Source organism: Stenotrophomonas sp. ZAC14D2_NAIMI4_6 (assembly GCF_003086875.1).
Taxonomy (GTDB): Bacteria; Pseudomonadota; Gammaproteobacteria; order Xanthomonadales; family Xanthomonadaceae; genus Stenotrophomonas.
The window spans coordinates 4280477-4297618 of the sequence record NZ_CP025996.1 but is presented as its reverse complement, the minus strand read 5'-3'; the positions used below and the strand labels follow the sequence as shown (position 1 = coordinate 4297618).

At 67.8% G+C, this 17142-nt stretch carries 18 protein-coding genes; 13 read left to right on the top strand and 5 right to left on the bottom strand.

All coding sequences use genetic code 11. The features are described from left to right. The first annotated feature begins 17 nt into the window (after window positions 1-17). Together rtcA and C1933_RS19505 are read left to right on the top strand one after the other, a co-directional pair. Window positions 18-1034, top strand: coding sequence for an RNA 3'-terminal phosphate cyclase (gene rtcA / locus C1933_RS19510; RefSeq protein ID WP_108754592.1), 1017 nt, complete (start codon window positions 18-20; stop codon window positions 1032-1034). Window positions 1035-1165: 131 nt separating this feature from the next. After that, entirely contained in the window at window positions 1166-1612 is a 447-nt protein-coding gene (locus C1933_RS19505) for a universal stress protein (protein ID WP_108754591.1), read from the top strand. A gap of 129 nt (window positions 1613-1741) precedes the next feature. On the opposite strand, the gene C1933_RS19500 is transcribed toward C1933_RS19505, so the two are convergent. Then, window positions 1742-2026 (bottom strand): DUF2782 domain-containing protein, encoded by a 285-nt coding sequence (locus C1933_RS19500; protein ID WP_108754590.1) that lies wholly within the window; start codon window positions 2024-2026, stop codon window positions 1742-1744. 86 nt (window positions 2027-2112) lie between these two features. On the opposite strand from C1933_RS19500, the gene polA reads away from it, so the two are divergent. Together polA and C1933_RS19490 are read left to right on the top strand one after the other, a co-directional pair. After that, window positions 2113-4887 (top strand): DNA polymerase I, encoded by a 2775-nt coding sequence (gene polA, locus C1933_RS19495; RefSeq protein WP_108754589.1) that lies wholly within the window; start codon window positions 2113-2115, stop codon window positions 4885-4887. Window positions 4888-5203: 316 nt separating this feature from the next. Next, window positions 5204-5689, top strand: a complete 486-nt coding sequence (locus C1933_RS19490) for a YetF domain-containing protein (protein ID WP_108754588.1) — start codon at window positions 5204-5206, stop codon at window positions 5687-5689. Window positions 5690-6270: 581 nt separating this feature from the next. Here C1933_RS19490 and hemF read toward each other — a convergent pair. From hemF to C1933_RS19470, 4 genes are read right to left on the bottom strand one after another with little or no spacing between them, the layout of a single operon-like run. Continuing rightward, on the bottom strand, window positions 6271-7167 hold the full coding sequence (hemF, locus tag C1933_RS19485; RefSeq protein WP_108751334.1) for an oxygen-dependent coproporphyrinogen oxidase: 897 nt from the start codon (window positions 7165-7167) through the stop codon (window positions 6271-6273). 31 nt (window positions 7168-7198) lie between these two features. After that, a complete protein-coding gene (locus C1933_RS19480) occupies window positions 7199-7762 on the bottom strand; it encodes a hypothetical protein (RefSeq protein ID WP_108754587.1) in 564 nt (187 codons plus the stop codon). Window positions 7763-7796: 34 nt separating this feature from the next. Then, window positions 7797-8216 carry an NUDIX domain-containing protein gene (locus tag C1933_RS19475; protein WP_108754586.1) on the bottom strand — a complete coding sequence of 140 codons (420 nt, stop codon included), beginning with the start codon at window positions 8214-8216 and terminating at the stop codon, window positions 7797-7799. Continuing rightward, window positions 8213-10579, bottom strand: a complete 2367-nt coding sequence (locus C1933_RS19470; protein ID WP_108754585.1) for a S9 family peptidase — start codon at window positions 10577-10579, stop codon at window positions 8213-8215. Before C1933_RS19470 ends, C1933_RS19475 begins: the two co-directional genes overlap by 4 nt. A gap of 84 nt (window positions 10580-10663) precedes the next feature. On the opposite strand from C1933_RS19470, the gene C1933_RS19465 reads away from it, so the two are divergent. The 9 genes from C1933_RS19465 (at window position 10664) to C1933_RS19425 (ending at window position 17138) form a co-directional block, all read left to right on the top strand. Further along, on the top strand, window positions 10664-11173 hold the full coding sequence (locus tag C1933_RS19465) for a hypothetical protein (protein ID WP_234414589.1): 510 nt from the start codon (window positions 10664-10666) through the stop codon (window positions 11171-11173). Window positions 11174-11252: 79 nt separating this feature from the next. After that, window positions 11253-11582 carry a hypothetical protein gene (locus tag C1933_RS19460; RefSeq protein ID WP_108754583.1) on the top strand — a complete coding sequence of 110 codons (330 nt, stop codon included), beginning with the start codon at window positions 11253-11255 and terminating at the stop codon, window positions 11580-11582. A 36-nt stretch (window positions 11583-11618) separates the two neighbouring features. Continuing rightward, window positions 11619-12263, top strand: a complete 645-nt coding sequence (locus tag C1933_RS19455) for a sigma-70 family RNA polymerase sigma factor (protein ID WP_108754582.1) — start codon at window positions 11619-11621, stop codon at window positions 12261-12263. After that, window positions 12260-12469: a hypothetical protein gene (locus C1933_RS19450; RefSeq protein ID WP_108754581.1), complete on the top strand. Its 210-nt coding sequence runs from the start codon at window positions 12260-12262 to the stop codon at window positions 12467-12469. Before C1933_RS19455 ends, C1933_RS19450 begins: the two co-directional genes overlap by 4 nt. A gap of 262 nt (window positions 12470-12731) precedes the next feature. Beyond that, window positions 12732-14129, top strand: coding sequence for a cytochrome ubiquinol oxidase subunit I (locus C1933_RS19445; protein ID WP_108754580.1), 1398 nt, complete (start codon window positions 12732-12734; stop codon window positions 14127-14129). 1 nt (window position 14130) lies between these two features. Beyond that, entirely contained in the window at window positions 14131-15144 is a 1014-nt protein-coding gene (gene cydB / locus C1933_RS19440; protein WP_108754579.1) for a cytochrome d ubiquinol oxidase subunit II, read from the top strand. A 216-nt stretch (window positions 15145-15360) separates the two neighbouring features. Continuing rightward, window positions 15361-16104 (top strand): beta-ketoacyl synthase chain length factor, encoded by a 744-nt coding sequence (locus C1933_RS19435; RefSeq protein WP_108754578.1) that lies wholly within the window; start codon window positions 15361-15363, stop codon window positions 16102-16104. Beyond that, the gene (locus tag C1933_RS19430) at window positions 16097-16894 is read left to right on the top strand and encodes a lysophospholipid acyltransferase family protein (RefSeq protein ID WP_108754577.1); all 798 of its coding nucleotides are present in this window, start codon (window positions 16097-16099) and stop codon (window positions 16892-16894) included. Before C1933_RS19435 ends, C1933_RS19430 begins: the two co-directional genes overlap by 8 nt. Next, complete coding sequence (locus C1933_RS19425; RefSeq protein WP_005411610.1) at window positions 16881-17138, top strand: phosphopantetheine-binding protein; 258 nt, start codon at window positions 16881-16883, stop codon at window positions 17136-17138. The genes C1933_RS19430 and C1933_RS19425 overlap by 14 nt, the downstream gene beginning before the upstream one ends. Window positions 17139-17142: the final 4 nt, after the last annotated feature.

The following is a 17142-nucleotide window of genomic DNA, read 5'->3' as shown; positions in this document are numbered from 1 at the left end:
GATGGAGGAACCTACACATGGATATGATTGAACTTGATGGCGGGCAGGGCGGCGGGCAGCTGCTGCGCTCGGCCCTGACCTTGAGCCTGTGCACCGGCATTGGCTTCACCCTGCAGAACATCCGCGCGATCCGGCGCAAGCCGGGCTTGATGCGCCAGCACCTGACTGCCGTAAATGCGGCCGCGCGGGTCGGAAACGCCTGCACGCACGGCGCTGCGCTGGGTGCCACCACCCTGCGCTTCGAGCCGGGCGTGGTGACCGCTGGCGACTACCACTTCGCAACCGGCAGTGCCGGTTCGGCCACGCTGGTGCTGCAGACCGTGCTGCCGGCGTTGTGGCGTGCGCAGCAGCCGTCGCGCCTGCGGCTGGAAGGTGGCACTCACAACCCGCTGGCGCCCAGCGCCGATTTCATCGCCGACAGCTACCTGCCGTCACTGGGTCGCATGGGCGTGCAGGCCGAAATGCAGTTGCTGCAGCATGGCTTCCACCCGGCCGGCGGCGGCGTGATTGAAGTGCAGGTGCAGCCGTGCGCCGCGTTGCAGGCACCGCAGCTGGAGCAGCGGCCGGCCCTGGAATCGATGCAGGCGCAGGTGCTGATGTCCGGCTTGTCCAGCAGCATCGGCCTGCGCGAGCTGCAAGTGCTGGCCGACACCCTGGGCGTCGATCCGCACCCGCGTCACGTGCAGTCGATCCGCCCGGCCTTGGGCCCGGGCAATGTCGCCCTGGTGCGCGTGCAGCATGGCAGCCACGTGGAAGTGTTCGATGGCCACGGCGAGCGCGGGGTGAGTGCCGAACAGGTGGGCGCTCGCCTGTCCGCACGCGTGCAGCAGTACCTGCAGGGCAACGCCTACGTGGGTGAATACCTGTCCGACCAGCTGCTGCTGCCGATGGCCCTGGCCGGCGGCGGCGCCTTCACCACCCACGTCATCAGCGATCACCTGGCCAGCAACGCCCGGCTGATCGAGAAGTTCCTGCCGGTGGAATTCGACTGGCAGCCGCACGAGGGGGCCTGGCGGGTGACCGTCGAGGCGTAGGCATCCTGGGGCTCGCCGGGCCATGCCCGGCGGGCGTCAACCCCGCGCATTGATCCTGCTCAAGGCACGGCGTGCACATCGGCTGTGTAATGGTGGTGTTCCCATTCGGCAGATCGCCACGGAGCCCCACCATGTACACGCGCATCCTGATCGCCACCGACGGTTCCGAGCTGGCCGACAAGGGCCTGGCCAAGGGCCTGGAGCTGGCCAAGGACCTCAACGCCGAGGTCGATATCGTGACGGTGTCCGAGCCGTGGGCGGTCGGCATGTACGACGCCATGGGCTGGAGCGTGGGCTACATGAACAGCCCCGAGTACAAGGCCGACCGCGAGGAAGGGGCCCAGAAGGTGCTGCAGCCGGCGCTGGCCAAGGCTGCCGAACAGGGCATCAAGGCCAACCCGGTGCATGTGCTGGACCGCTACGCGGCCGACGGCATCATCGAAACCGCCGCTGATCGCAACAGCGATCTGATCGTGATGACCTCGCACGGCCGCCGTGGGGTGACCCGCGTGCTGCTGGGCAGCCAGACCGCCGAAGTGCTGGCGCGCAGCTCGCTGCCGGTGCTGGTCATCCGCTGAATTCACGCGTTCCCGGGGAGGGGACCGACGCCGGTGCGCAGGATGCGTACCGGCGTCATCTTTTGTGGCGTTCGGGCGTGATGGGGTCAGAGCCCTTTCCTGCGGAAAGGGATCCGACCCCGCACTGCATCACCAGCTGTACAGCTTCCAATACACCGGCGACACGCCATCCTTGTCGTTGTCCATTCGGCCGTCGCCGTTCCGGTCATACATGTAGAACGGTGCGCCCCGCGACGGGGTGACCTTGACCATGCGCAGCTGGCCGGACACGCGGTACTCCTCGATGGTATCGCCGTTGTCCATGGTGCGGCTGGACACTTCGGCACCCTTCACGTCCACCGGGGGAGCGCCGGCACTGCCCATGCTGGCGCAGCCAGCAAGCAGGAGCACGGACGCCAGCATCAGGGTCTTCATCGGCAGGGCCTTTGCCTGGAACGGGTCTTGATTATGCCCCATCACCGTGTCGCCGCCGTGCAGGCGCGGGCGCGTAGAATCGCCGCATGAGCAGATTAGTCCTGATCGACGGGTCCAGTTACCTGTACCGCGCGTTCCACGCGCTGCCGCCCCTGTCCAATGCACAGGGTGAACCCACCGGCGCGCTGTTCGGCGTGGTCAACATGCTGCGGTCCACACTGAAGGAGCGCCCGGCCTACGTCGCCTTCGTGGTGGATGCGCCAGGCAAGACCTTCCGCGATGACCTGTACGACCAGTACAAGGCCAATCGCCCGCCCATGCCCGACGACCTGCGCAGCCAGGTGGAACCGATGTGCCGCATCGTCGAAGCGCTGGGCATCAGCATCCTGCGCATTCCCGGCGTGGAGGCCGACGATGTGATCGGCACGCTGGCCCTGCAGGGCGTGGCGCAGGACCTGAAGGTGACCATTTCCACCGGCGACAAGGATTTCGCCCAGCTGGTGCGCCCGGGCATCGAACTGGTGAACACCATGACCGGCAGCCGCATGGATTCAGATGCGGCCGTCATGGACAAGTTCGGCGTGCGTGCCGACCAGATCATCGACCTGCTGGCGCTGATGGGCGACACCGTGGACAACGTGCCGGGTGTGGAGAAGTGCGGCCCGAAGACCGCGGCCAAGTGGCTGGCCGAATACCAGACGCTGGACGGGGTGATGGCCGCTGCCCCGACCATGAAGGGCAAGATCGGCGAAAACCTGCGCGCGGCGCTGGACCGCCTGCCGCTGAACCGCGATCTGGTGACCATCCGCACCGACGTGGAGCTGGAGGCGAGCCCGTCCACGCTGGCGCTGCGCGAGCAGGACGTGCCGGTGCTGACCGAGCTCTACGCGCGCTACGGCTTCACCCAGGCGCTGAAGGAGCTGGGTGCGCCGCTGCCGGCCCCGACCGCCGCCAGCGAAGCCACCCCCAGCCTGCGCGGCACCGCCGCCGGTTTCGCCCGCGGCAGCGCCGAAGCGCCAGCGGCGGGTGAACTGGACCCGGCGCTGGCCGCACCGGGCGAGTACGAAACCGTGCTGACCGACGAACAGTTGCAGGCCTGGGTGCAGCGCCTGCAGCAGGCCGAGCTGATCAGCTTCGACACCGAAACCGATGCGCTGGACGCGATGCGTGCGCGCCTGGTCGGCATCAGCCTGGCGGTGGAGCCGGGCAAGGCCGCCTACATTCCGGTCGGCCACGACTACCCCGGGGCGCCGGCACAGCTGCCGCTGCAGCAGGTGCTGGATGCACTGCGCCCGCTGCTGCAGGACCCGGCGAAGAAGAAGCTGGGCCAGCACGGCAAGTACGACCTGCACGTGCTGCGCCGCCACGGCGTGGAGGTGCAGGGTTACCACGACGACAGCATGCTTGAGAGCTTCGTGCTCAATTCCACGGCCACCCGCCACGACATGGATTCGCTGGCCCTGCGCTACCTGGGCTACAACACCATCAAGTTCGAGGATGTGGCCGGCAAGGGCGCCAAGCAGATTCCGTTCTCGCAGGTGGGTATCGACGAAGCCAGCGGCTACGCGGCCGAGGACGCCGACATCACCTTGCGCCTGCACCACGCGCTGCGCCCGCAGCTGCTGGCCGAGCCGAGCCTGGACAGCGTGTACCGCAGCATCGAGATGCCGCTGGTGCCGGTGCTGACCACCATCGAAGCCAACGGCGTGCACATCGACACCGCCGAACTGCGCCGGCAGAGCCAGGACCTGTCCTCGCGCATGCTGGCCGCGCAGCAGAAGGCCACCGAACTGGCCGGCCGCAGCTTCAACCTGGATTCGCCCAAGCAGCTGCAGGCCGTGCTGTTCGACGAGCTGAAGCTGCCGGCGGTGGTGAAGACCCCCAAGGGCCAGCCCAGCACGAACGAGGAAGCACTGGAGGCCATTGCCGACCAGCACGAGCTGCCGCGGGTGATCCTGGAATACCGTGGCCTGGCCAAGCTGCGCAGCACCTACACCGACAAGCTGCCGGAGATGGTGAACCCGGACACCGGCCGCGTGCACACCAGCTACCACCAGTCCGGCGCCGCTACCGGCCGCCTGTCCTCGTCGGACCCGAACCTGCAGAACATTCCGATCCGCACCGACGATGGCCGCCGCATCCGCCGCGCCTTCGTCGCCCCGGACGGCTGCCAGCTGCTGGCCGCCGACTATTCGCAGATCGAGCTGCGGATCATGGCCCACCTGTCCGAAGACCCGGGCCTGGTGCGCGCCTTCGAGCAGGGCGCCGACGTGCACCGTGCCACCGCCGCCGAAGTGTTCGGCCGCACCCTGGACGAGGTGACGCCCAACGAGCGCCGCGCCGCCAAGGCCATCAACTTCGGCCTGATGTACGGCATGAGCGCGTTCGGCCTGGCCCGCAACCTGGGCATCGACCGCGGCCAGGCGCAGGACTACGTGGCGCTGTACTTCAGCCGCTACCCGGGCGTGCGCGACTTCATGGAGCGCATGCGCCAGCAGGCGCGCGAGCAGGGCTATGTGGAAACCCTGTTCGGCCGCCGCCTGTACCTGAACGACATCAACGCCCGCAACCAGGGCCTGCGCGCCGGCGCCGAACGGGCAGCCATCAACGCCCCCATGCAGGGCACGGCGGCGGACATCATCAAGCGGGCGATGGTGTCCGTGGACCAGTGGCTGCGCGACAGCGGGGCACCGGCGCGGATGATCCTGCAGGTGCACGATGAACTGGTCTTCGAAAGCGCGGCCGGTTTCACAGAGGAATTGCGTAAGCAGGTGGTCGAACACATGTCGCAAGCGGCACAGTTGCGGGTGCCGCTGGTGGTCGATACGGGCATTGGCAGCAACTGGGACGAAGCGCATTGAGTCGCATTTCGGGCCATTAACGACGTGAATTCATTCATTTCAGGGGATTTTCTGACTCGAAGATGAATGTTCCTGGGTAGGCGCACGATTAAATGGGCGCCCTTCACGAACCGTTAGTGTTCGGAGTGCTTCTATAACTCTCGACAGGCGCAACGCCTGTTGTGGATCTCTCCCATCCCCTGGAGCAGATCTCGGAACGGGGGCTCCTCCCCAAGCGCCCGTTCCCCGGCCCCGTTGACCTCCCCCTGGTCAGCGGGGCTTTTTATTTGTGCCCTGCTGAGCCACGCTGGGCCATCGCTCCGCAGGGGAACCGGCAATGCACGACCTGTTCGCACTGGCCATGCCGTGGTGGGAATTCATCCTGCGCGCGGTGGTGGTCTACACCGTGGTGCTGGGCATGGTGCGGCTGGGAGGCAAGCGCGCGCTGGGGCAGATCACCCCGTTCGACGTGCTGCTGATCGTGCTGCTGGGCAACGCTGTACAGAATGCCTTGCTGGGCAGTGATACGTCACTGGGCGGTGGCCTGCTGCTGGCGGCCACGCTGATCCTGCTGAACTACGCCGTGGGCTGGCTGACCACGCGCAGCCGGCGCATGGAGCGGGTGATCGAAGGCGAGCCGGTGGTGATCGGGCGCGATGGGCGCTGGTTCGACGGCGTGCTGCGCCGTGAACAGGTGACCCGCGCCGACGTGGAAGCCGCGCTGCGCCAGCAGGGCTGCCTGGGCGTGGAAGAAGTGGCCCTGGCGCTGCTGGAGAACAACGGCCACATCACCATCATTCCACGGCAGAAGACGGCCGCGTGATAGCCGCGCGATGTTGAACGCGCTCGACCCTGCGCCCCGCCCTCGCAACATCGCGCGTGCTCGACCATGGGGCCCGCGCCCGCAATGTCGAACGCACTCGACCGTGCGTCCCGCTCCGGTAGAGTCGAGCTTGCTCGACTGCGTTTGGCGCCATGCGAAAAGCAGTCGAGCAAGCTCGACGCTACGGGCATCGCGGCGTTGCGTTACACCCAGTCGCGCGGTCCCGACCGCAAGCTCCGCTCCGGTAGAGTCGAGCTTGCTCGACTGCGGTTGGCGCCATGCGAAAAGCAGTCGAGCAAGCTCGACTCTACGGGCATCGCGGCGTTGCGTTACACCCAGTCGCGCGGTCCCGACCGCAAGCTCCGCTCCGGTAGAGTCGAGCTTGCTCGACTGCGTTTGGCGCCATGCGAAAAGCAGTCGAGCAAGCTCGACTCTACGGGCATTGCGGCGTGGCGTTACACCCAGTCGCGCGGTCCCGACCGCAAGTCCTGCTCCGGTAGAGTCGAGCTTGCTCGACTGCGGTTGGCGCCATGCGAAAAGCAGTCGAGCAAGCTCGACTCTACGGGCATTGCGGCGTTGCGTTACACCCAGTCGCGGGGCACCAGGTAATCGGCCAGGCGCGCCTCGGCGCTGCCGGCTTCGGGGCTGAACCCGTATTCCCAGCGCACGCGCGGCGGCAGGCTCATCAGGATGCTTTCGCTGCGGCCGCCGCTCTGCAGCCCGAACAGGGTGCCGCGGTCGTAGACCAGGTTGAATTCCACATAGCGGCCGCGACGGTACAGCTGGAACTCGCGCTCCCGTTCACCGTAGGCGGCATCCTTGCGTCGCTGCACGATCGGCAGGTAAGCCTGCAGGAAGCCATCGCCCACCGCGCGCAGGTAGTCGAAATCGCGTTCGAAATCGCCGTGCAGGTCGTCGAAGAACAGCCCGCCCACGCCGCGCGTTTCGTTGCGGTGGCGCAGGAAGAAGTACTCGTCGCACCAGCGCTTGTGGGCGGCGTAGCGTTCTTCACCGAACGGCGCGCACAGGTCGCGGGCCACCCCATGCCAGTGCTGCACGTCCTCGTCCTGCGGATAGAACGGGGTCAGGTCGAAGCCGCCGCCGAACCAGCTGGCCACCACTTCTCCGTCGCGCTGTGCCTGGAAGAAGCGCACGTTGGCGTGGGTGGTGGGCACGTGCGGGTTCAGCGGATGGAACACCAGCGACACGCCCGTGGCGCGCCACGATGCGCCCGCCAGCTCCGGCCGGTTGGCCGACGCCGACGGCGGCAGGCGGCTGCCGCAGACATCGGAAAAGCCGATGCCGGCCTGTTCGAACACCGCACCGTCGCGCAGCACGCGGGTACGCCCGCCACCGCCCTCGGCGCGCTGCCACAGGTCTTCCTGGAAGCGCGCGCTGCCATCGGCGGCTTCAATGGCCGCACAGATGCGGTCCTGCAGGTCGGTCAGGTAGGCGCGTACGCGCTCGAATTCGTTCATGCCGCGTACTTTACCGCAGCGACCGCGCCGTTCAGCGGAACCGCGCGCGGATGTCCGGCCGCAGCAGGCGCCAGCCCAGCCAGCCCTGCAGGCCGGCGAACAGCACCGAGGTGCCCAGCAGCGTGAGCGTCATCAGCAGGCGCTGCACCTGCAGCTGCTGCTGCAGCTCGGCATCATTGGCGGCCAGCCCGATGAACTGCAGCATCACCACATCCAGCCACCAGGTGATGACGAAGTTGGCCAGTGCGCTCAGGCCCAGCGCCCACACGAAGGCCCACAGGCCCCAGCGGCGCTCGCGCCACAGGCCCCAGCTGGCCAGGGTGGAGCCCAGGCACAGCAGCGCAGCGATCAGCGACGTCGCCAGCGGGTGCGCGAGCATCCATAACAGGCTGCCGTCCAATTGGTTTTCCCAGGCCAGCTTCACCAGCGCCTGCCAAAGCGCGGTCGGCGCCAGCACGGCCGCCACCACGGCCTGGCCCAGGAAGTAGACCACCATCAGCAGGCAGAGCCAGAACGAGCCCTGCGCCAGCGGTTTCACCCACGTGTTGAGGGGGGCCGCGGCCGGCGAGGGAAGATCGGGAATGGAGGGAGACATCCGGTGTCCTTGCACTGCGATGGCGCCCGCCAGGTCAGCGGGCCGTCGCCAGGGCGGCGACCGCCGGCAGGATATGGTGTTCACTCAAGGGTGCCAAGGGCAGGCCGTGCGGCGGCTGCAGCGGCACCCAGGCCAGTTCGGCAATCTCCGCCTGCGCGCGGGGCGTGCCCGCCACCTTTACCCACCAGGCATCGGCCTGCACCCGGTGGCCGGGTTCGTTCACCGCCCACTCCTGGAAGCGGCCCAAGGCGATGGCCGAATCAGGCTGCAGCCGTACGCCCAGTTCCTCGTGCAGCTCGCGCGCCAGCGCGGTCAGCGCCGCTTCGCCGGGCTCGGGCTTGCCACCGGGCTGGATGAAGCGCTGGGCGCCGTGCTTGCGCACCACCAGCGCCCGGCCGCGGTCATCCAGGATGACCGCGGCCACGATCTGGATCGTGGCCGCGGCGTTGCTCACTTCAGGTTCTGCTCGAACAGCTTGAGGATGCGCTTGTACTGGTCCAGCCAGGAATCGGCACGGGTATAGCCGTGGCGCTCCAGCGGGTACGGCGCGATGGACCAGTTGTCCTTGTGCAGCTCGATCAGGCGCTGGGTCAGGTGCACCGAATCCTGGAAGAACACGTTGTCATCCATCATGCCGTGGGCGATCAGCAGGTTGTCCTGCAGGTTCTGCGCGTACTCGATGGGCGAGGACGTGCGGTACGCCTCCGGGTCGATGTCCGGGGTGTTCAGGATGTTGCTGGTGTAGGCGTGGTTGTAGTTGTTCCAGTCCACCACCGGGCGCAGTGCGGCGCCGGCCTTGAACGTGCCCGGCGAACGGAACAGCGCCATGAAGGTCATGAAACCGCCGTAGGAACCGCCGTAGATGCCGGCGTGGTCGCGGTCACCCTGCTGGGTGTCCACCAGCCAGTCCAGGCCGTCCTTGTAGTCTTCCAGTTCCGGGTGGCCCATGTTGCGGTAGATGGCCGTGCGCCAGTCGCGGCCGTAGCCCTCGCTGCCGCGGTAATCCATATCTAGCACGATGTAGCCCTTTTCCACCAGCAGGTTGTGGAACATCTGCTCGCGGAAATAGGCCGGGTAGCGCTGGTGCACGTTCTGCAGGTAGCCGGCGCCGTGCACGAACATCACGATCGGGTACTTCTTGCCCGGTTCCTTGTGCTCGGGTTCGTAGTACTTGGCCCAGACCACGCCGGCGCCGTGCTTGGACGGCACCGCCACCAGCTTCGGCTGCACCCACTCACGCGCCTTGTATTCGGCGGTGCGGGTGTCGGTCAGCACGCGGGCCTGGCCACCCGAGGACGGCAGCACCGCCAGCTGCGGCGGCAGGTAGGCGCCGGAATAGCGCACCAGCAGCTGCTGGCCGTCCGGCGACAGCGAGAAGTCTTCCACGCCGTTCAGGCTGGTCAGTTCGCGCACCTGGCGGCTGCCGGTGTCGACCGCGCAGACTTCGTAGTCGTGCGGGGCCTGCTGGTTGCACAGGAAGTAGAAGCCCTTGCCGTCGGCCGACAGCACCGGCGCGGAGGTTTCCCACTTGCCGCCGGTCAGCGCCTGCGGCTTGGCCGTGCCGGCCTGGGTATACAGGTGCGAGTAGCCCGATTCTTCCGAAAGCAGCCACAGCGTGCGGCCGTCGGCCATCCAGCCGAAATCGTTGAAGCCCCAGTTGATCCAGGCGTTGTCGGTCAGCCGGTGGCGGTTCTGCACGCGGCCATCGTTGCCCACGCTGACGATCCAGCGGTCCTTGTTGTCGTTGGCGCGCAGCATCACCGCGGCCTGCTGGCCATCGGCGCTCCAGCGCATGCCGCCGCCCATGAAGTCGCTCATCACCTGCACGCTGCGGTCGCCCTTCAGCGCGTCCTTGCCGGCCTTGCGGCGCAGCTCGGCCAGCGGGTCGGTGCCGATGCCCGGCAGGCCCGACAGCGACAGCTTCTGCGCCTTGCCGGTACGCACGTCCACGAACCACAGGGTGTGCGGTTCAAAGCCGTTGCGGCCGACTCGGGTACGGGTGTCTTCGGTTTCCTCGTAGCCCGATTCGGTCACGTACAGCGGCATCTTGCTGGTGCGGCCGTCATCGAAATCCTTGGCTTTGGTGGCCACGATCAGGTGGCCCAGGTCCGGCGACAGCAGGCTGTCGACGATCTCCACGTCGGCGCCCAGGTAGATCGGTGCGGCCGCGCGGGTCGGGTCGGCCTGGCGCCAGCGCTGGTCCTGGTCCTTTAGCGCTTCGCGCTGGTCACGGTCGCGGCGCAGGGTTTCCAGGGTGCGCAGCTGCTGGTCGCGCAGCAGGTCATCCTTGGGCTTGCTGGCCGGGTCCTTGTCGGCCTTCAGGCTGGCCACCTGCTGCACGCCGCTGGCGGCGGTCCAGTGGAACCAGTTCTGGCCCACGCGCCAGATCACGCCGTTGTCGGCGGCGAAGTTCACCCCGGTGGCACGCTCGTTGCTGCGGGTCAGCTGGGTCAGCGCGCCGCTGCGCAGGTCGCGCACGAACACATCGCCATTGCGCACGAAGGCGCTGCGGCTGCGGGTGCGGTCGTAGACCGGATCGGCCACGTCCAGGCTGCCGCGCTGGTCATCGGCCACCTGCGCGGCGGCGCCACCGGCCAGCGGCTGGCGGAAGGTGTCGCGCACCGGGCTGCCATTGCGCTTGAGCTGGTATTCCACCTGCTGGCTGTTCCACGACCACCAGGCCTTTTCCACCGGCGGACCGATCCAGTCCGGGTCGGCCATGGCCTGTTCGATGGTGATCGGCGTGGGCGCGGCATGCGCGGCCGGTGCGGCCAGGATGGCCGACAGCAGAAGGGACAGGGGCAGCACTCGGGACATGGGCGGACGGCACCAGAAGAGGAAACCGGGCAAGGGTAGCAGCCGCCCGCGCCGGGGGAGGGGGCCACAGGTCATGCAACCCGCTTGGGCAAAGGCCCGGCAGGGCATCGCGTGGCGCATGATGGGCGCCTGATCCGGACGGAACCGACCATGTACTCCTACGACTACCGCATTTCCCTGGGGGTGCAGCACCCCGTGCGCTCCAGCGCCGACATCTCCGCCCGGCTGGGGTTGGAACGGAGCTTCTTCCGCGATGTCGGCACAGACCTGCGTGGCGCCGATGGCAGGCTGATCCGCGTGCATGCACACACCTGGGTGCTGTTCGAGCTGGCCGAGGGCAAGGATGGCTGGTTGATGGACGCCTGGCCGCAGGTGGTCGGGATCCTGCAGGCACGGGTGGAGGTGATCCAGGCATTGAACCAGGAAGGCGCCGAGATTGGTCTGCGTATCGGCGTTTTTGGCAAACGCGCCTGGGCCGGGTTTGAACTGGACGACGCGCTGGTGCGACTGATGGCTGATCTCCGACTGGGCTTCCATCTGGAAACCTATTTTCCCGATTCGCCGGTCGACCCCGGGACCGACGACGAGGCCTGAAACATCCGCTGCAACCGGTCGCCGGTCCTGCGCATCCAATCTCCTGAACCCGCATCATCCACCGAACAGGAGCCCGACCATGCAGGAACTCATTCCGATCACCCTCTTCATCTGCATCGCCTATGCGATCCATGCCCTGGCCGATGCCCGCGCCCGCAGCAAGCTGGTTGCCCCCCACGTGCCGGAGGAGGTGATCCGTTCGCTGGCGGTGCTGGAAGAAGAGCGCCGCCGCCAGGGCGCGCTGCGCTGGGGCATCAGCCTGGTCAGCCTTGCCGTGGCCATGGGCCTGCTGGAGGCGATGGGGGCGCGCGAGCTGACCTTTGGCGCGGCTGCGGCGCTGGCCGGCAGTGCCGGGCTGGGCCAGCTGCTGGCCTGGCACTTCACCCGTCCTGCCCTGCGCAAGGGCTGAGGCCGGCATGCCACGGGCACAGGGGGCGCCCCGCGCATGAGCCTGCTGGGCGGAGCACTGGCTGCATTGCGGGGGCGTCGCCGCGACGTCCCCGCAGCGCCTCTACCGGAAGCTGACGACGACCGCGCGCTGGTGCGGGCGATCATCGATGGTTCGCAGCCGGCGTTCGCGCAGTTGGTGCAGGCCCACCAGCGCACCTGCGCGCACGTGATCGGACGCATGGTCGGCGACCGTGACCAGGTGGCCGACCTGCTGCAGGAAACTTTCCTGGCGGTGTTCCGCCAGCTGCACCGGTTCCGCTTCGAATCCTCGCTGCGCACCTGGGTTTCGCGGGTGGCCTATACGACGGCGCTGCAGCACCTGCGCCGCCGCCGGCTGGAAATGCAGTGGATGGTGGCGGTGGAGGTGCCCGAGGAACTGGGCATCGGCGACGAAGGGCCGGGCCCGGCCGAGCTGAGCGAGGCGCTTCAGGCCGGCCGCCAGCTGGGAGCCGCGCTGGATCGTCTCACCCCGCCGCAGCGCCTGATCATGGGCCTGCACTACCTGGAGGATTTCGACCTGGCCGAGATCGAGCAGGTAACCGGGTTGCCACGCGGTACCATCAAGAGCCATCTGTTCCGCGCACGGCAGACCCTGAAGCAGGAGCTGACCCGACGCGCCACCGCCGGAGAGCTGCTGTGAGCGAAGCCAACGACCCCCGCGATGCCGATGCGCGCGCGCTATCGCAGGCGCTGCGCGAGCAGGAAGCAGCGACGCCCGACGTGAGCGAGGCGCTGCAGCGGCGGCTGCAGGCGGAAACCCGCGACAGCGGCGTGGGCTACGTGGTGGTGCAGGTGCTGCTGGTGTGTGCGCTGCTGGCCGCCGGCGTTTGGTATTTCTGGCGGTGAAGCCCCCGCCGGCTGCAATCGCTTCTGGTAGCGGCCGACCTTGGTCGGCGATTTGGGGTGTGCCAACCAAGGTTGGCACCTACCAGGGCGGGGGAGTTGGCACCTACCAGGGCGGGTCGGTTGGCACCCACCAGAGCAGGGCGCCGGCGGCGTCTGCCCCCTGCGACACAGTGAAGCAGCGCGACACCGCGTCGCATCCCAGTACGGCGATATCTTCCTAAAGTGGTCCGGTATCCCACCCGTACCCGGCAGGAGGCGTCCCTTGGACGCGTTGTTGTTGTCGCGGATCCAGTTCGGATTCGTCATCAGTTTCCATGTGCTGTTCCCCGCCTTCACCATCGGCACCGCCAGCTGGCTGGCCTTCGTTGAATGGCGCTGGCTGCGCACGAAGTTGCCTATCTGGCGCGATCTCTACTTCTTCTGGCAGAAGATCTTCGCCGTGTCTTTCGGCATGGGCGTGGTCAGCGGCATCGTCATGGCCTTCCAATTCGGCACCAACTGGCCGCGACTGAGCGAAGTGGCCGGCACCGTGATCGGCCCGCTGCTGACCTATGAAGTGCTGACCGCCTTCTTCCTGGAAGCCAGCTTCCTGGGCGTGATGATGTTCGGCTGGGGCCGGGTCTCGCCGCGCCTGCACTTCCTGTCCACCTGCATGGTGGCGCTGGGCACGCTGTTCTCCACGTTCTGGATCCTGTCGTCCAACAGCTGGCTGCACACGCCGGCCGGCTACGAAATGATCAACGGCATCGTGCACCCGGTGGACTGGTGGCAGGTGGTGTTCAACCCGTCCTTCCCCTACCGCTTGGCGCACATGGCGCTGGGCTCGTTCATCACCACCTGTTTCGTGATTGGTGGGGTGGGCGCCTGGTACCTGCGCAAGGGTACGCACGTCGAAGCGGGCCGGCGCATGCTGATTGCTGCCGTGGCCTTCGCCGCGCTGACCGTGCCGGTGCAGATCTTCGTTGGCGACATGCATGGCCTGAACACGCTGAAGCACCAGCCGCTGAAGATCGCCGCGGTGGAAGCGCACTGGCATGGAAGCAAGGAAGGCGAGGGCGTGCCGCTGGTGGTGTTCGCCCTGCCCAACGAGAAAGAGCAGCGCAACGATTTCGAAGTGGCCATTCCCAAGCTGGGCAGCGTGATCCTGACCCATTCGCTGGACGGCACCTTCGATCCGCTGACTTCCGTGCCGGCCAGCGAGCGGCCGCCGGTGACGCCGGTGTTCTTTGCCTTCCGCATCATGGTCGGGCTGGGCACGCTGATGCTGCTGCTGGCCTGGGTGTCGACCGTGCAGCTGTGGCGGAAGAAGCTGCTGGATTCGCCGTGGCTGCTGCGCGGCTGGAACTGGATGCTGCCCAGCGGCTTCATCGCGCTGGTGTCCGGTTGGTTCGTGACCGAGATGGGCCGCCAGCCCTGGGTGGTGTATGGCGTGCTGCGCACCGCCGATGCAGTGGGACCGCAGAGCGCGTGGATGACCGCGTTGTCGCTGACGGTGTACGTGGTGGGCTACGCCTTCGTGTTCGGCTGGGGCATCTGGTACCTGGTGAAGATCCTGCGCCATGGCCCGCAGCCCCATGAGCACGGGCCGTCGCTGGACCATGGCAGCCACACCCCGGCGCGCCCGCTGTCGGCGGCCGATGAACCGCTGGAGGAGCGCTGAGATGGACCTGATGACCTGGCTGCCGGTGGCATGGTTCGCGGTGATCGGCTTCGGCGTGCTGATGTATGTGGTGCTGGATGGCTTCGTGCTCGGCATCGGCATCCTGGCCCCGTTCGCCGAGGATGAAGAGCAACTGGACCTGATGATGAACACCGCTGCGCCCATCTGGGACGGCAACGAGACCTGGCTGGTGCTGGGCGGTGCCGGCCTGCTGGCCGCGTTCCCCAAGGCCTATGCGTTGCTGCTGTCGGCGCTGTATCTGCCGGTGCTGCTGCTGGTGGTGGCGCTGGTGTTCCGTGGCGTGGCCTTCGAATTCCGCTTCAAGGCGCACCGTTCGCGGCGGCTGTGGAGCGTGGCCTTCGGCCTGGGCTCGCTGCTGGCGACCTTCGCCCAGGGCGTGATCCTGGGCACCCTGGTGCAGGGCATTCCGCTGCTGGAGGGTCGCTTCAGCGGTGGGGCGTTCGTCTGGTTCAGCCCGTTCGCGATGCTGACCGGTGCCGCGCTGGTGGCCGGCTACGCGCTGCTGGGCAGCACCTGGCTGATCCTGAAGACCGAAGGGCGCGTGCAGGCACTGGCGCGGCAGCTGACCCGGCCGCTGGTGGCCGCGGTGATCGTGGCGATGGGCCTGGTCAGCAGCTGGCTGCCGTTCCTGCACTCGCGGCTGATGGACCGCTGGTTCAGCGATGGCAACTTCTGGTGGCTGTCGCCCGTTCCGCTGCTGACCCTGGCGGTGGCGGCCGCGCTGTGGCGCAGTGCCACCCACCCGCGCCGCGACCTGCCGCCGTTCCTGCTCAGCCTGGGCCTGTTCGTGCTCGGCTTCGCCGGTCTGGTGCTGGGCATGTGGCCCTACCTGCTGCCGCCGTCGATGACCCTGTGGCAGGCCGCGGCCCCGGCCTCGTCGCTGGGCTTCAGCCTGGTCGGGCTGGTCATGCTGCTGCCGGTCATCCTGGGCTATACCGCATGGTCGTACCGGGTGTTCCGCGGCAAGGTGCACGCCGGCGCCGGTTACCACTGAGGCGTGACCCACGGCAGCGGACGGTGACCGCTGCCCGTTGGGGTTTGTGAAACATGTATTCCCTGCGCCGGACGTGCTAGCGTGCGCTCCTTTCCGGCCGCCAGGGGGGCTGCCGGCGACGTCCTGGACGGACGCACGGCTGCAGGAATGGGGGGCCGCCGCGCGTCGCCGTAAATGGCTCGTGCCTATTGTTTGCCCATCCAAACATCACCGGTAATGATTGAATTTTCCGTAGTCGACTGGGCTGCCTGGGCACCCGGGCTGACCGAACGCAGCCAATGGATGGACTGGGCCCGCACGCCGTTCCTGCCGCAGGGCGAGGGCACGCCTGCGCTGGCCGAAATTCCCGCCATGCAGCGGCGCCGCATCGAGCGCCTGGGCCGCATGGCCATCCAGACCGCCTGCTGGTGCGAAGACGGGCAGGGCGCCGACAGCCAGGTGCCGCTGGTGTTCGCCAGCCGCCATGGCGATGTGGCCCGTTCCATGGAACTGCTGGGCTCGCTGGCGGCCAACGAGCCGCTGTCGCCCACCGGCTTCGGGTTGTCGGTGCACAACGCCATCGCCGCGCTGTATTCCATCGCCCGCGGCCACCGCGGCAACTACCTGGCGCTGGCCGCCGGCCAGGCCACCGTGGAAGCGGCCTGCCTGGAAGCGGTGGGGCTGCTGGCTGATGGTGCGCCGGAAGTGCGCATCGTGGTCTACGAATCGCCGTTGCCCGACGTTTACGCGGAATTCGCCGACGAACCCGACCCGTTCTTCGCCTGGTGCTGGCGTCTGGCACCGGTCGACGCGGCCGATACCGGCCTGCGCCTGGCCTGGCAGGCGGCCGAAGATGAGCCGCAGACCGCCCCGGGCCTGCTGCCGCATGCGCTGGACCTGCACCGCTTCCTGCTCGGCCAGGACGCCGGCCTGGAGCACGTCAGCCAGGGCCAGCGCTGGTGCTGGAGCCGCCGTGTCTGAGGCGCTGCGCCGCCTCGATCACGCCTGGCGGGTGTTCGGCACCGGCCTGAGCTTTGCTGCCTTCGGCGTGGGCGGGCTGCTGCTGGGCGTGTTAGTGATGCCCCTGCTGCTGCTGATGCGCGACCCGGTGGCGCGGCGGCGGCGTGCGCGGCGGGTGGTGCAGGGCGCGTTTGCCAGCCATGTCTGGCTGATGTGCCGGCTGGGGGTGATGACCCTGCAGGTGGAAGGGCGCGAGCGCCTGCAGCGCGACGGCCTGCTGGTGCTGGCCAACCACCCCACGCTGATCGACGTGGTCTGCCTGATCGCGCTGCTGCCCAATGCCGACTGCGTGGTGAAGCGGGCCGTGGCCTGCAACCCGTTCATGCGCGGCCCGGTACGCGCCGCCGGCTACATCGCCAACGACGATGGCGCCGGGCTGGTGGATGACTGCGTGGCAGCCGTGCATGCCGGCGGCACCCTGGTCATCTTCCCCGAAGGCACCCGCACCGTGCAGGGCCAGCCGCTGCGCCTGCAGCGCGGCGCGGCCAACATCGCCGTGCGCGGCCGGCTGGACATCACCCCGGTGCGCATTACCTGCACCCCACCCACGCTGACCAAGGGCCAGAAGTGGTATCGTGTGCCCTCACGTCGTTTTCACGTTCAGCTGCAGATCGGCGAAGATATCGCGATCGCGCCGTTCCTGGCCGAAGATGACTCGCCGAGGGGGGATGCCTTGGCGGCCCGTCGCGTCACCGACCACCTCACTCGTTATTTCGACCTGTCTGGAGATCCGACCCGTGCAAGCACTTGAGCACGAGATCAAGGAATTGATCATTTCCTCGCTGTCACTGGAGGACATCACGCCGGAGGACATCGATCCGACCGCGCCGCTGTTCGTTGAAGGCCTGGGCCTCGATTCGATCGATGCGCTGGAACTGGGCCTGGCGCTGCAGAAGAAGTACGGTGTCAGCCTCTCGGCCGACTCTGAAGAAACCCGTCGCCATTTCTCCAGCGTGCGCGCGCTCGGCGAGTTCGTCGCCGCCCGCCAGTCGTAAGGCG

What these genes read in the sequence shown, in the direction of transcription:
- C1933_RS19460 (WP_108754583.1), top strand. Translation starts at nt 11,253, where the DNA reads ATGCAGGAACTCATTCCGATCACCCTCTTCATCTGCATCGCCTATGCG.
- C1933_RS19455 (WP_108754582.1), top strand. Translation starts at nt 11,619, where the DNA reads ATGAGCCTGCTGGGCGGAGCACTGGCTGCATTGCGGGGGCGTCGCCGC.
- hemF (WP_108751334.1), bottom strand. Translation starts at nt 7,167, where the DNA reads ATGAACGAATTCGAGCGCGTACGCGCCTACCTGACCGACCTGCAGGAC.
- C1933_RS19490 (WP_108754588.1), top strand. Translation starts at nt 5,204, where the DNA reads ATGCACGACCTGTTCGCACTGGCCATGCCGTGGTGGGAATTCATCCTG.
- C1933_RS19505 (WP_108754591.1), top strand. Translation starts at nt 1,166, where the DNA reads ATGTACACGCGCATCCTGATCGCCACCGACGGTTCCGAGCTGGCCGAC.
- C1933_RS19470 (WP_108754585.1), bottom strand. Translation starts at nt 10,579, where the DNA reads ATGTCCCGAGTGCTGCCCCTGTCCCTTCTGCTGTCGGCCATCCTGGCC.
- C1933_RS19480 (WP_108754587.1), bottom strand. Translation starts at nt 7,762, where the DNA reads ATGTCTCCCTCCATTCCCGATCTTCCCTCGCCGGCCGCGGCCCCCCTC.
- rtcA (WP_108754592.1), top strand. Translation starts at nt 18, where the DNA reads ATGGATATGATTGAACTTGATGGCGGGCAGGGCGGCGGGCAGCTGCTG.
- cydB (WP_108754579.1), top strand. Translation starts at nt 14,131, where the DNA reads ATGGACCTGATGACCTGGCTGCCGGTGGCATGGTTCGCGGTGATCGGC.
- C1933_RS19500 (WP_108754590.1), bottom strand. Translation starts at nt 2,026, where the DNA reads ATGAAGACCCTGATGCTGGCGTCCGTGCTCCTGCTTGCTGGCTGCGCC.
- C1933_RS19435 (WP_108754578.1), top strand. Translation starts at nt 15,361, where the DNA reads ATGATTGAATTTTCCGTAGTCGACTGGGCTGCCTGGGCACCCGGGCTG.
- polA (WP_108754589.1), top strand. Translation starts at nt 2,113, where the DNA reads ATGAGCAGATTAGTCCTGATCGACGGGTCCAGTTACCTGTACCGCGCG.